Annotated in this window: 11 protein-coding genes; 5 read left to right on the top strand and 6 right to left on the bottom strand. The window is 66.9% G+C overall.

The window, feature by feature from the left end; genetic code table 11:
- Positions 1 to 31: 31 nt before the first annotated feature.
- Entirely contained in the window at positions 32 to 466 is a 435-nt protein-coding gene (locus DBV14_RS11385) for a nuclear transport factor 2 family protein (RefSeq protein ID WP_124459294.1), read from the bottom strand.
- Between the two features lie 121 nt (positions 467 to 587).
- On the opposite strand from DBV14_RS11385, the gene DBV14_RS11380 reads away from it, so the two are divergent.
- Together DBV14_RS11380 and DBV14_RS11375 are read left to right on the top strand one after the other, a co-directional pair.
- Positions 588 to 1,556: a TIGR03571 family LLM class oxidoreductase gene (locus tag DBV14_RS11380; RefSeq protein WP_124459293.1), complete on the top strand. Its 969-nt coding sequence runs from the start codon at positions 588 to 590 to the stop codon at positions 1,554 to 1,556.
- Between the two features lie 57 nt (positions 1,557 to 1,613).
- A complete protein-coding gene (locus tag DBV14_RS11375; protein ID WP_124459292.1) occupies positions 1,614 to 2,318 on the top strand; it encodes a glutathione S-transferase N-terminal domain-containing protein in 705 nt (234 codons plus the stop codon).
- A gap of 30 nt (positions 2,319 to 2,348) precedes the next feature.
- Here the strand turns inward: DBV14_RS11375 and DBV14_RS11370 are convergent, their stop codons facing one another.
- The 5 genes from DBV14_RS11370 to DBV14_RS11350 form a co-directional block, all read right to left on the bottom strand.
- Positions 2,349 to 3,572 (bottom strand): M20/M25/M40 family metallo-hydrolase, encoded by a 1,224-nt coding sequence (locus tag DBV14_RS11370; protein WP_124459291.1) that lies wholly within the window; start codon positions 3,570 to 3,572, stop codon positions 2,349 to 2,351.
- Between the two features lie 176 nt (positions 3,573 to 3,748).
- Entirely contained in the window at positions 3,749 to 6,187 is a 2,439-nt protein-coding gene (locus DBV14_RS11365) for a penicillin acylase family protein (protein WP_260396973.1), read from the bottom strand.
- 47 nt (positions 6,188 to 6,234) lie between these two features.
- Entirely contained in the window at positions 6,235 to 6,456 is a 222-nt protein-coding gene (locus DBV14_RS11360) for a hypothetical protein (protein WP_260396972.1), read from the bottom strand.
- A 49-nt stretch (positions 6,457 to 6,505) separates the two neighbouring features.
- Complete coding sequence (locus DBV14_RS11355) at positions 6,506 to 7,810, bottom strand: lysine N(6)-hydroxylase/L-ornithine N(5)-oxygenase family protein (protein ID WP_124459289.1); 1,305 nt, start codon at positions 7,808 to 7,810, stop codon at positions 6,506 to 6,508.
- 54 nt (positions 7,811 to 7,864) lie between these two features.
- On the bottom strand, positions 7,865 to 9,574 hold the full coding sequence (locus tag DBV14_RS11350; RefSeq protein WP_124459288.1) for a cyclic peptide export ABC transporter: 1,710 nt from the start codon (positions 9,572 to 9,574) through the stop codon (positions 7,865 to 7,867).
- A 203-nt stretch (positions 9,575 to 9,777) separates the two neighbouring features.
- On the opposite strand from DBV14_RS11350, the gene fhuF reads away from it, so the two are divergent.
- From fhuF to DBV14_RS11335, 3 genes are all read left to right on the top strand, one after another.
- Positions 9,778 to 10,596 (top strand): siderophore-iron reductase FhuF, encoded by an 819-nt coding sequence (fhuF, locus tag DBV14_RS11345; RefSeq protein WP_124459287.1) that lies wholly within the window; start codon positions 9,778 to 9,780, stop codon positions 10,594 to 10,596.
- Positions 10,597 to 10,666: 70 nt separating this feature from the next.
- Positions 10,667 to 11,494: a N(5)-hydroxyornithine transformylase PvdF gene (locus DBV14_RS11340; protein ID WP_124459286.1), complete on the top strand. Its 828-nt coding sequence runs from the start codon at positions 10,667 to 10,669 to the stop codon at positions 11,492 to 11,494.
- A gap of 115 nt (positions 11,495 to 11,609) precedes the next feature.
- Positions 11,610 to 13,748: a TonB-dependent siderophore receptor gene (locus tag DBV14_RS11335; protein WP_185545997.1), complete on the top strand. Its 2,139-nt coding sequence runs from the start codon at positions 11,610 to 11,612 to the stop codon at positions 13,746 to 13,748.
- Positions 13,749 to 13,770 lie beyond the last annotated feature (22 nt).

Raw genomic sequence — 13,770 nt, 5'->3', positions numbered from 1 at the left:
GCGTCGCCCCGAATGAACGAAACGACAACCCCTAAGACATCGCAAGCGACCGAATACCAAGCAACGACTGAAACCCGGTCCACCCCCAGTAAACACGGTGGTGCGCAATGAGCCCATCGGCAACGTCCATCACCTCGACCAGATCGATCTGGTTGCCCTGCGGCGTATCCCGCGGGTACTCCCAGGTCAGTTGCCGTCCGTTCGAAAAGAACGTGCCCGTGCGATACCAGCGCCCCAGCTCACCCGGCAACTTGCGCAGGCCCGCTGCGAAGAACGCGTGGATCGCTGCCTTGCCTTCCAGCATGCCCACGGTACTTGAAGGCATCGCCGCAAGAATCAGCGGCGTTTCGAGAATCGCGTCTTCGGCATACAGCGCCATCAGGCCGTCGATGTCGCGTGCCACCACTGTCTGGTGCCATTGTTCGTAGATGTGGCGGATGTCCGCTTCGGTGCTGTCGCTGTGCATGGTTGGTTGCTTGCCTGTCTTCAGGAACGTGTGGATGAGCCCCGAGTCTGGAAGGCTTTGGCATGGAACGCTTCGCCCCACGACGAAACGTGGAAAGCGATCGATGCGATCATTTGCGCCCATGACAGAGTTCAACCGCGCCTACCGGCAGACGCTGCTCGCCGGCCGCCTTACCCTGGGCCTGATGACGCCCACCACCCGAGCCACCCGCGCCAATGCCGCCATGGCCGACCTCGAACACGAACGCCGCGCCGCGCAGCTTGCCGATGCGCTCGGCTTTGCGGCGCTGTGGACGCGCGACGTGCCGGTCATGGTGCCGCAGGGCGAAGAAATCTCGGTGCTCGACGAGCCGTTCATCTGGCTCGCCACCCTCGCGGCATCGACGCAGCAGATCGCGCTTGGCACGGCCGCCGCGGTGCTGCCGCTGCGCCATCCGCTGCATGTGGCCAAGGCCGCGCTGTCGTTGAACCGCCTGTCGCAAGACCGCTTCATCCTGGGCCTGGGCTCGGGGGACCGCGAAGCGGAATTCGCGATCTTCAAGGAAGACATCGCGATGCGGGCCGAGACCTTTCGCGAACGGTGGAACATCGTGCGCTCGGCCCTCTCGCCGGAGCCGGCCGAGCGTGCCTTGCTGCATGACGCCACGGGCGGCTACGACCTGATGGCGCCGCCCTCTTCGCGCATCGGCATGCTGGTGGTGGGGTCGGCGCGGCAGTCGCTGCAGTGGACGGCCACGCATTCGGACGGGTGGGCCACCTACCACCGCGACGAAGCACGCCAGCAGGGGCGCATCGGGCTGTGGCAAACGGCTTTGCGCGAGCGCGCGGGCAGCGAGCCGAAGCCGTTCGTGCAGTCGCTGCAGCTCGATCTGCTGGAGCGCGCCGATGCGCCGGCCGAGCCCATCGAACTGGGTTTGCGCACGGGCCGCGATGCGCTCATCGCCTACCTGGACCGCATGGAAGACGCCGGCGTGAGCCACGTGCTGCTGAACCTGCTGCGCGGGCCGCGGCCGGCGATGGACGTGATCAATGAACTCGGGCGCGACGTGCTGCCGCGGCTGCAAGGCCAAGCGCGCACGCCGGCAGCCTGACACGGGCAGAATCCGGCGCTCGTGCCGCCATTAATTTCAGGAAAAGGAACGGACCCAATGACCGATCTCTCGAGCTTCCCCATCACCAAAAAATGGCCCGCGCAGCACCCCGACCGGCTGCAGCTGTATTCGCTGCCCACGCCCAACGGCGTGAAGGTGTCGATCATGCTGGAAGAGACCGGCCTGCCCTACGAGCCGCACCTTGTCAGCTTCGAGACCAACGACCAGATGTCGCCGGAGTTCTTGTCGCTCAACCCGAACAACAAGATCCCGGCGGTGCTCGACCCGAACGGTCCAGGCGGCAAGCCGCTGGCGCTGTTCGAGTCGGGTGCGATTCTTCTCTACCTTGCCGAGAAGACGGGCAAGTTCATTCCGCAAGACGCCGCCGGCCGCTACCAGACCATCCAGTGGGTGATGTTCCAGATGGGCGGCATCGGCCCGATGTTCGGCCAGCTCGGCTTCTTCAACAAGTTCGCCGGCAAGGACTACGAAGACAAGCGCCCACGCAACCGCTACGTCAATGAATCGAAGCGCCTGCTCGGCGTGCTCGACAAGCACCTGGCCGACCGCGCGTGGATCATGGGCGACAGCTACACCATCGCCGACATCGCCACGTTCCCGTGGGTTCGCAACCTGATCGGCTTCTACGAAGCGGGCGAGCTGGTCGGCTTCAAGGATTTCAAGAACGTGGCGCGCGTGCTCGAGGCATTCGTGGCGCGGCCGGCGGTAACGGCCGGCCTCACGATTCCCAAGCGCGGCTGAGGCACAACCGGCCTTTCGCGAACTGGCAGATCAGTTCGCCGAAAGGTCCATCAGCATGCGCGACAACAGGTAGAGACGCGGCACCACGCTCTCTACCTCCGCGTACTCTTCCGGCGTGTGGATGCCGCCGCCCACGATGCCGAAGCCGTCGAGCACCGGTACGCCGACACCCGCCACCAGGCTGGCATCGGCCGCGCCGCCACTGCTCTCGATGGTGAGCTTCTTGCCGATCTCGGCGTAGATGCCCTCGGCCATCTTCACCAGCTTTTCCGACGAAGGCAGGCGCGGCATGGGCGGCAGGCCCCGGCTCAGCCGCACGCGCACTTCGGTCTCGGGAATGAGCTTGTTCTGCGCGATGCGCACCATGTCTTTCTCGACGCGATCGAACTCCTCGGGCGTGGTCACGCGCACGTCGGCCTTGGCGCTGGCAACGGCCGGAATCACGTTGGTGGGGCCGTTGGCCGTGAGCACGGTGAAGTTGACCGTGGTCTTCTTCACCGGGTCGGCGGTCTTCGAAAGCTGCAGCACCTGGTGCGCCACTTCCATGGCTGCATTGCGCCCGGCCTCGGGCGCCACGCCCGCGTGCGCGGCCAGGCCCTTCACCTCGAGCAGCGCGGTGGCCGAGCCCTTGCGCTCGACCACCAGGCCATCGGCGGGACGGCCCGGCTCCAGGTTGAGCGCCACGTCGTGCTGCTTGGCGACGCGCTCGATCAGCGCGCTGGTGCCGACCGAGCCGACTTCCTCGTTGGTGTCGATCAGGAAGGTGATCTGCCCGTAGTCCTTGAAGCCGGTCTGCTGCAATATCTTCAGCGCATACAGGCCGGCCACCACGCCGCCCTTGTTGTCCATCACGCCGGGGCCGTAGGCACGGCCGTCCTTGATGTAGAAGGGCTTGGCCGCGGCCGTGCCTTCCTTGAACACGGTGTCGATGTGCGCCAGGATCAAAATCTTCTTCTTGCCCTGGCCCGTCAGCGTGGCGACCACGTTGGTGCCGGGGTGCGGCTCGGCCGGAAAGGTCTCGATGCGCGCGCCGAGCTTGCGCAGTTCCTCGACCGCCATCTCGCGCACCTTCGTCAGGCCTTCCGTGCTGGCCGACCCCGAGTCGATGTTGACCATGCGCTCCAGCATCTTGAGCGCGTCATCCTTGCTTTGCGTGGCCGCGTCGAGCACGCCCTGGTGCGGCTTCTGGGCCATGGCGTTGCCGCCGGCCAGCAGCGCGCAGGCGAGCAGCACGCCGTGGCATGCGGAACGCATCCGGTGGGGTGCGTGTGCGTGTGCGCGGGCGACGGAGGATGTGGAGCGGTGGTCGTGGTTCTTCATGTTGTCCGTTCTGTGAGGGCGAGGAAGGGCCGGGAAAGGCGCGGCAGGCTATCACCCGCCTTGCGGGCGGGTCAAGCCGCTGCGCCGGCCCGGCGCCGTCTTGCAACCTCTCAGGGACGAACGGTCACGCGCCGCAGTTGCGGATCGCGCGCGATGTCTTCTTCGCGGAACGGAAAGCGCAGCCAGTCCTTTTTGGCATAGCGCGCCACGGGAGCCAGGCCCTCGCCGCCGGTCACCGCGGTTTCGCGCTCGCCATGGGCAAGCAGCGTGCGCGCCTGCACGCCGCGCTTGTCGAAGTACACGACCTGCAGGTAGGTATTGCCGTGCGAGCGGTTGCCCATGGTGTAGTCGCCCTCGTTGGCGCAGGCCACGGTGAAATAGCCTTCGGCATCGCAGCCGCCGAACAGCGGGACCTGGCGCCCCTCGCTGCGGGTGAAGCGGCGTTCGCCGAGCGGCGTGTCCAGCGGCCACTGCTTGCGCGCCATGTCCTCGACGGCACCGGCCAGCGCACGCGCCGCGCGCGGATCGGCGGCGTTGATGCCCGACGGTGTCTGCAAAGGCGACGCTGCCGAGAACGGCTGCGTGTAGAGCTCCTTGGCGGGAATCTTCTGCACGCGTGTCCAGAAGGCGTCCCAGAGCAGTGCGCCCCGGTCGTTGGCATCGCCCCGGTTCGGCCAGCGCCGCAGCACTTCGCAGGCCTGGCGGATGTCGACCGTCCGCGCCTTCGACGCGGCATCTTCGGCTGCCAGTTCGACCTGGCCTGCCACGCAGGCGCCATCGAGCAGCGCCACCTTGAACCGGTCCGCGGTGTAGGAGCGGGACTCCAGCGTCTTGTGCATGACCCGTTGCGCCAGTTCCCTGGCGGAAGTCGCGCCCGATGCTGCGAGTTCGCCCGCGATGCGGTGCCCTTCGCGTCCCCGCATCGACAGCGCCTCTTTCTCGCCGCCGAGGATCGATGCGAAGCCCGTCAACGGCTGCGCCGGATTCGCGAGCCAGTAGCTGTCGTTCATGTTGGCGACGTAGTCCTCGCGCAGCAGGCTGGGCATGCGGTCTACAGCCATGGTGCCGGGCTGCACCGCATTCTTGGCGGACTGCCATTCGCAGGCCGAGCGGCTGCCGTCGAGCACGGGCGTGTCGGCATCGAAGGTGGCAAAGGCCTTCGACAGCGGCGTGGCGCAGGCCGTGCGCAGGTCGTCGGGCACGCCCGGCGCCGCGCCGATGTCCGCGTACCAGGCCCGGCCGTCGCCGCGCCCGATGGCCGCGGTGTTGACCCAGGGCATGGCCGCTTCTTCCCGCTGGATGCCGATGAATTCGTCGAGCGAACGCGCCTGGTCCCAGCGGAAGAAGTTGCGAAAGATGCGCGGGTTGTCGGCATTGATGTCGCGCATCGCCAGCGCCTTGCCTGCGCTCCAGCCGAGCGCGGGGTGGCGCGCGCCAAGATCGACCACCGGTCCGAAGCGCGTGCGGTAGAGCGTGCGGCGCACCAGGTCCGGCGTGCCGTCGGGCCGGCGCACCGCCACGGCCAGCGTTCGAGCCTGCATGGGCTCGGAGCGGCCGTCGACCAGGTAGCGCGTGGGGTCGGCCGGGTCCAGCGTCAGGTCGAACAGACCGAAGCGCCGCGCGGCGGACACCGTGTGGCTCCAGGCCACGTCGTTGTTGAAGCCGATCATGATGACCGGGATGCCGAGGAAGGACACGCCCGCCACGTCGAGCTTGCCCGGCAGCGTAAGGTGCGCCTGGTAGAAGCGGTCGGGCCCGCCCCAGTACCAGTGCGGGTTGCCGAACAGCACGCTGCCGCCGCGCTCGCCGGCCGCCGCCTGGCCGAACGCCAGCACGTTGCTGCCGATGCCGCGCGCGTCGCCCACGGGAATGTCGAGCCGCGACGACAGCGAGAGCTTGTCCGCCGGCGCGGGCGATGCAGCCGCCGCGGGTTTCGCGTTCACGATCTCGGAGACGAAGTGCGTGTAGCCGCCCGCCAGGCCGGCGGCAATCATTCGCCGGTAGATGTCTTCGGGGCCGATGGTTCGCACCCACGGCGCGTCGGCGCAGGCATGCGCCGCTTCCTTGCCGGTTTGCTGCGCATGGAGCGCGCGCACGTGACGGTTGTAGCCCTCCGCGTAGCCGGCGATCAACTCGTTGAGATCGGCCGGCTGCTCGCGCTTCAGGGCCTCGACCGCGTCGTCGCCCGCGAAGGCCTTGAAGAAAAAGTCGAGATCGAGATTGACGGGTTGGCCGAAGGTCGAGCGTGTGCCTGGCTTGGCTTCAGCACCGAAGTACAGCGAGCGCTGCCCGCTGTAGGTCACGAAGGCATCGGCCAGCGTGCACAGCGCGTCTTCGGCCTGCGCCTGCCCCACACCGATGCCCAGCCCGCGCCAGCTGTTGGCGCGCACGTGGGGAATGCCATCGGCGGTGCGGCGAATCTCGATGGCGGTGGCCGGCGCCTCGCGCCGCGCCCATGCCGGAGCAGAACCCAGGACGGCACAGGAAAGCGCGACGGCCGCCATGCATCGGCCCCACGCGGAGACGCGAAATGGAAAGTTGTTGTTCACGGGATTCAGTGGAAGGTTCATAAAAAGCTGGCTCGCCGTCCATGCATCTATTGCAGGTCAGGGCCGCTGCGCCGCACTTCTTCGAGCACGGGCTTGACCATGGCTGCACCGGCCAGCGCCCACAGCGTGAGCGCCTCGTCGAATGCGCGCACGTGGCGGGGGTCTTCGCCCAGCCAGTGAATCAGCTGGTCGGCATGGTCGCGCGAAGGCGCGTCGTGCAGCTGGCAGAAAAGCGCCCACGCGGTGTCGACGGCCGTCTCTGTGCACACGGGGGTCCTGTTGGCCATCGCCATCGTCGGCCGCCTCGCTCGGGGCCGGCTAGACGCGGACCGCCTGGGATTCGTCGCGCACGGCGTTGCGCGCGCGCGGTTGCGCGGCGGCCAGCAGTGCGTTGCCGATTTCCCCGGTGCGCACCGAGGTCACCGAGAGCAGCGTGTCGCTCAGGCCATGGCTGTCTTCGCAGGCGCCCTGCAGGTAGATGCCAGGGTGAAAATCGGGCGCGCACTTCAGGCGGTAGTAGCGGTCGACGTCGTAGTCGCCGAGGTACGGTGCGAGCGGCAGCAGCAGGTCTTTGTGTTGGTCGCGTGCATAGCCGGTGGCCAGCACCACGGCGTCGTAGCGCACCGAGCTTTCGCGCTGCACGTCGCGGTCGAGCAGCGTCAGGTGAACGCCATCGGAAGCGGCGCGCACCGAGCGCACGTCGTGCTGGCGCAGCATGCGCAGGCGGGTGCCGCGCGTCACCTTCTGGTCGTAGAAGACCTTGTAGATCTGCTGGATCAGGTCGAGGTCGGCCACGGCGTAGTTGGTCTGCGAGAACTCGTCGAGCAGCGCTGCGCGCTCGTCGCTGTCGCGGCTGAACATGTAGTCGGTGAAGTCGGCGTTGAAGACTTCGTTGACGAACGGGCTATCGTCCGACGGGCGTATGGAGCGCGCCCGCATGATCAGGTCGACCTGTGGCGCACCCGGGCGCCCTTGCAGGTCCATGAATATTTCCGCCGCGCTCTGGCCCGCGCCGACGATGGCCACCCTGCGTGCCTGCGGATGCCGCGCCATGTCCTTCAGGTAGCTGCTCGAATGGAAAACGCGTGCATCGTCGCGCAGCGACTTGAACCCCTCGGGAATGTTGGGCACGCCGCCGATGCTCACGACCAGGTTGCGCGCCAGCCGCTCCTGCACGCGGCCGCCGGCATCGCGCGAGCGCACGCGCAGCAGCGACACCTCGCCGCCCTGCTTCTCGGGCAGCACCTCGAACACCTCTTCGCCGTAGCGGCAGGCGTCTTCGAACTGGCCCGCGGCCCAGCCCAGGTAGTCGTTGAACTCGTGCCGGCTCGGAAAGAAGCTCTTCAGGTTGATGAAGTCCGTCAGCCGTCCCTTCTCGTGCAGGTAGTTCACGAAAGTGAAGCGGCTGGTGGGGTTGCGCAGCGTCGCCAGGTCTTTCAGGAACGAGATCTGCATGTGCGCCTGGTCGAGCAGCATGTGCGGATGCCAGGCAAAGCTGGGCTGGCGCTCGATGAACAGGGCGTCCAGCGGCTTTGCGCCGTGCCGTTTCTCGTCGAGCGCGATGGCCAGCGCGACGTTCGACGGGCCGAAGCCGATCCCGATCAGGTCATGGATGTGCTGCATGAGTGTCAACTCCTCTGTGCTCTGTGTGTTGGATGCGTGCGGGCTGGCGCCCTCTCAGGCGGCAAGGCCCTGCGGCGCGCGTGCCCGGTCTTCGTCGATGCGTCCGGCCTTCATGGTGATCACGCGGTCGGCCAGGTGGAAGTAGCGGTCGTCGTGCGAGATCACCACCAGCAGGTGGCCCCGCGCACGCAACTCGGGAAGCAGTTCCGTGTAGAAGAGATGGCGGAAGGTCGGGTCCTGGTCGGCGGCCCATTCGTCGAACACCAGCACCGGCCGGCCCTCGAGGTAGGCATGCACCAGCGCCAGGCGCTTGCGCTGTCCGGTCGACAGGTCGACCGTGCTGAACGAGCCGTCCTTGATGCTCACCTTGTGGGCGATCTCCAGGCGCTGCAGGTAAGGCAGCGCGGCTTGCGGCAGCGCGTGCGCACCCTCTTCGCCTTTTTCGTTCGCGACGAGGTTCTCGAACAAGTAGAAATCGGAGAACACCGTGGTGAACAGCTGCCGGTAGTCATCGCGAAATTCGGGCGTGACCACGGCGCCGTCGCGCAGCACCTCGCCCTGCTGCGGCGCGTACAGGCCCAGCAGCAGCTTGATGAGCGTGGTCTTGCCGGAGCCGTTGTCGCCCACCACGAACACCATCTCGCCGCGGCGCAGTTGCAGGTCGATGGGCCCGAGCACGAAGGGCTCGCCACCGTCGGGTGCGTCGAAGGCATAGCGCACGCCATGCATGCCGATGCCATCGGACAGGGTCTGCGGGCCGCCCGCGCGCTCCAGGTGCAGGTGCGGCTCGGGGCTGGCAAAACGCGCCGACAGGTCCGCAATGCGCAGGAAGGCCACCTTGGCGCGGCCCATGTGCGGCAGCGCGCCTGCAATCTGGTCGATGGGCCCGCGCAGGAACAGCAGCACCAGCACGAAGCCGCTCAGCACCACGGGCTCGGTGGTGCGGAATGCGGCCCACCCGAGGATCAACGCGATCAGCAGGAAGAACAGCGCCGAACCGAACGACGTGGCCATCACGAAGGTGTTGATGGCGCGGCTGTTCACGGTACGGATGCTGTCGACGATGCGCTCTATCTGCCCGTCGAACATGCCGACGCGGCGCTCACGGTGCATGCGCAGTTCCTTTGCGCCTTCGCTGATCGCGCGGTAGGCCTTGTGCAGCTGGTCTTCATGCTCGCGCGCCTTCCAGAAGCCGATGTTGGCGCGGTTCTGGGCCACGATCTGGAAAGAGGCACCGATGACGAGCGCCACCAGCAGCAGGCAGAAAAGCGGCAGCGAAAGCCAGGCCAGGTACGCCAGGCAGCCCAGCGCGACAGCCACCGCGATGAGCGTGGTCGACAGCACGAAGGCGGCGTCGCTGATCATGTCCACGTCTTGCGACAGCACCGGCATGAGCCGGTGCGTGCGGTAGCGCTCCAGTGCATCGATGGGGGCCGAAAGAATCTTCTCCGCCAGGCTCTTGCGAACCTGGGCCACCAGCTTCTGCCCGACAAAATTGGTCGACACGTCGGACGCCATGCGGCCGAACAGCGCGATCAGGCACAGCGCAATGAAGGTCAGCAGCAGCCCGCCGGCCATGCTGCCCTGCTGGTTCAGCACCTGGTTGATGGTGCGCAACAGCGCGACGGTCGCCACGCCCGCGCCGACGCCCGTGACCATGGACAGCACGATCCACGGAAGAAAGGGTTTCAGCAGGCGCGCGACTTCCGCGCCATTGCCAGCGCCGCTGCCACCGCTGCCACCGCTGTCACTTGGAGATGTCATGCAAGGAATCTTTCCGCCCGCCGGGGCGATTGCGTTCATGCGGCGCGATGCCGCTCCTTGCATAGACGACCGGGCCCTGCCGATGTTCATGGCGATGCCGGCGCGGGCCCTCCCATGCGTGTCCGGTGAACATGCGGGCCGCTCGCGCGTCTTGGAGGCATGCACCCTGAGCGACGCCTCGCTGCGCTCTTGCGAGCCGGCCCATGATCCCGCTGCTGGCGCCCATCTTCCGGGGCGAACTGGCGCCGCTCGGCGAAGGGCTCCAGTGCGCGCAGGACCCTCCGGCCGACGCCGTGCGCCTGGCCGACCTGCTGCAGCCCGGGTCGCGCCTTCGCGAGATGCTGCGCCGGCACGCGCGGTTTCGGGGCGATGCCGACGCCGACCCGCGGGCTGTCGCTTCCGTGTGGAGCCTTCGATACCTCGACGTGCTGCTGCCGCCCGTGGTGGCGGGAGCGAGCGTGCTGCAGCACGTGTTTCCGGTCTCGGCCGGGCAGGTCTGGGTGCGGTTCGACGGCAACGGCGATGCGGTCAGCTTCCACGTCATCGAGCTCGGTGAACCACGGCATGGCGCAACGACGTCGCAGCGCTATGGGCCCTTGGTGTGGCACCACCTCGCACCGCTTTTCGCCGAACTCACACGGCTCACCCGGCTGGCGCCCAAGATTCTCTGGGGCAACCTGGCGCGCCGCCTCGAGCCCATCCTCGCGCAGGGCCTGCTGCTGACCGGCGGCTCGGCCACCATCGCGCAAGACCAGGCCCACCTGCTGCATGCCGCCGCCTGGCCGGACGCCCCTGGCGGCATCAACCCTTTGCACGGGCGCCAGCGCGAAGTGCCTTGGCAGCACGAAGGCCGCACCGTTGCAATGAAGCTGCACCGGCAGTGCTGCCTGTACCACCTGCTGCCGGGCGAAGACTATTGCAGCGCCTGCCCATTGGCACCGCAGCATCGCCGCGGCCATGACGACGACCGCAACGGTGAAGACGAGGACGCGGCCGAGGTCGGAGAGCCCAGCGGCGGGTGAACAGATTGCCGGGCATTTCGTCTCCCTCGGAGACCCGAACCATTCATCCCACGCCGACACCCTCACTTCCATGCCCAAAGCCAAGCTTGTCTACGTCCTCTCGCTGAGAAATGCCGCCGCCGACAAGGCGGGCCAGAACATCGACTACAAGGGCGAACCGCGCTACATGAAGTCGCCGCTCGAGTACCTCGCCGAGGCCCTCGACACCACGCCGCTGGGCGACGCCTATTCGCTCGAAGGCATCGTCTACGACGACGACCCTCAATCGCCGCGCGACCAGGCCGCGCTGGCCGACTACGGCTTTGCATGGCACCCTGAGCGCAAGTGGATCTTTCCCGGCGAACTGCGCGCGCAAGGCCGGCTGCTGAAAGACATGCTGCATTCGGTGCCCTCGTCGTACCGGCGCCTGCCGATGGATTCGGCCGAGCGCGTGGCGGGCAAGAGCGCCTTCGAACGCGCGCTGCTCGACAAGCTGCTCACATTGCGCGCCGACGCGGTGGTGCTCGACGGGCTGCTGGTCATCCTCGATGAACTGGTGCGGCCCGGCGCCCGCTTCTGCCGCAGGATCGTCAACATCCATCCGGGCATCACGCGCCTCGAGTCGCCGTTCCAGCGACGCGGCGCCTATGCCACGCTCGATGCGCTGCACGGCGCGCGAGGCGAGAAGGTGGTCGACTGGCAGCGCATGGCCACAGTGGCCACGAAGCCGGTCGTCAAGACCGGCGCGTCGCTGCACTACGTCGACAACGGCATCGATTCGGGCGAGGTCATCTTCGATGTGCTCGGCACCGACATCGGGCCTGACGATTCGATTCTCGAGCTGCGCTGGAACAACTTCAACCGCAGCCTCTTCCCCGCCATGCACCAGGGCCTGGCCCTGCTGGCCCCTCACCTCTGAGCGCACCGGCCTCGTTGTCGCCTCGCAACAAAATGCTTCATTTTCTCGGAGAATAAGAACCATTCTCATTAAAATGAAGGTGGATCACCAATCAATCCTTGGGAGACATTCCTTCATGCGTCCTCTTTCCTTGCCGCGGCAACGCCTGCTCAGCACGTCGCTCGCGACAGCCTTCGGCACCGCCGCCGCCTTCTGGAGCCTTGCGGCACCAGCCCAGACTGCCCGCACGCCGGAGGCTCCGGCCGCATCCAGCACCCTGCCGGTGGTCACGGTGAGTGGCGAACAGCCCGAAACCGCCACCGGCCCGGTCCAGGGCTATGTGGCACGGCGCAGCGCCACGGCCACGAAGACAGACACGCCACTGATCGAAACGCCCCAGTCCGTCTCCGTGATCGGGCGTGAGGAGCTCGAGGCGCGCGGCGTTCAGAACATCATGGAAGCCGTGCGCTACACGCCGGGCGTCACCGTCAGCAACTGGGGCTATGACCCGCGCGGCATCGACTGGCTGCTGATCCGCGGTTTCGACGCCACGGCGGGCAACGCCATGTACCGCGACGGCCTCGTGCTGCCCGCCTATTCGTTGACCGAGCCCTACGGCGTCGAGCGCGTCGAAGTGCTGCGCGGCCCCTCGTCCGTGACCTTCGGCCAGGGCGACGCCGGCGGCATCGTCAACCGCGTGAGCAAGATGCCGAGCGATACGCCGGTCCGTGAAATCGAAGTCCAGTACGGCAGCTTCCAGCGCAAGCAGGTGGCCGTCGACCTGGGCGGCGCCATCAACGACACGCTGAGCTACCGCCTGGTGGGCGTCGAACTCGACAGCAACTCGCAGCAGCGCTACGCGAACGGTGCGCCGGTGGAAGCCAAGCGCCACTACCTGGCGCCTTCCCTTCGCTGGCAGCCCTCGGCCTCCACATCGTTCACGCTGCTCGGAGAATTCCTCGACAGCAAGGCCGGCGACGACATCTTCTACGTGACCGACCTGCAGGGCCGCAACACCGGCCTCCTGCAGGGCGAGCCGAAGTACAGCCGCATCAAGCAACGGCAGGCGTCGATCGGCTACCTGTTCGAGCACCACATCAACGACGACTGGACGGTGCGCCAGAACATGCGCTATTTCGGTTTCGACACCGACAAGCACCACATGGTCACGACGCTCGATCCGGACAACTACACGCTGTCGCGCACGGCCCGCTTTGCGCCTGAGCGCGTCAACCAATGGACGTCCGACGCACAGCTGCAGGGCCGCGTGCGCTCGGGCATCGTCGAGCACACGCTGCTCTTCGGTGTCGACTGGACCCGCTCGCGCTACACGGCCAAGCAGTTCTCTGGCCCCGCGCCGGGTCTCGACCTGCGCTTCCCCATCAACGGCCAGCCGGTGCCCGAGCCTTTCAACCCCGACTCCAACTACACGCAGACCAGCGAGCAGATCGGCGTCTATGCGCAAGACCAGATCAAGATCGACAAGCGCTGGGTCATCACGCTGAGTGGCCGCCAGGATCACGTCAAGTCGCGCAGCTTCAACCGCCTGGACAGCAGCCGCACGGCGCAGTCCGACGACAAGTTCAGCGGCCGAGCGGGCCTGAGCTACCTGATCGGCAACGGCTTCGCCCCGTACATCAGCTATGCCGAATCGTTCATGCCGAACAGCGGTGCCGACGCCAACAGCCAGCCCTTCCAGCCGAGCCGCGGCAAGCAGGTCGAAGCCGGCCTCAAGTACCAGCCCGAAGGCTCGCGCACCATGGTCACGGCCGCCGTGTTCGATCTGCGCAAATCGAACGTCGTCACCTACAACCAGGACACGTTCGAGGCCCGCCAGATCGGCCGCATCCGTTCACGCGGCCTCGAGCTCGAAGCCAAGGCCGAGCTAGCGCGCAACCTGAACCTCACGGCCGCCTACACATTCCTCGACATGAAGGTGCTGTCCAGCGCCAACACGAATGAAATCGGCAACATGCCGATCCAGGTGCCCAAGCACTCGGCCTCGGTGTGGCTCGACTACACCATGAACAACGGCTTCGGCTTCGGCGGCGGCGTGCGCTACATCGGCAAGCGCTTCAACGACGTGACCAACACCTCGTCGGAAGGCGGCGTTGCGCTGCTCGACGCCACGGTGCACTACAAGACCGGCCCATGGCGCTTCGCGCTGACCGCGACCAACCTGGCCAACCGCAAGTACACCGCTTCGCGCGCGTACAACAACTACTACGCCGGCAACGAGCGGACGCTGGTCGCCACCGCCAAATACCAGTTCTGATTGCGCCAGTTCTGATCTCGCC

Origin of the sequence: Variovorax sp. KBW07, from assembly GCF_003852515.1 — a bacterium.
Classification (GTDB): Bacteria; Pseudomonadota; Gammaproteobacteria; order Burkholderiales; family Burkholderiaceae_C; genus Variovorax.
This window is presented reverse-complemented; position numbering and strand designations above follow the sequence as displayed.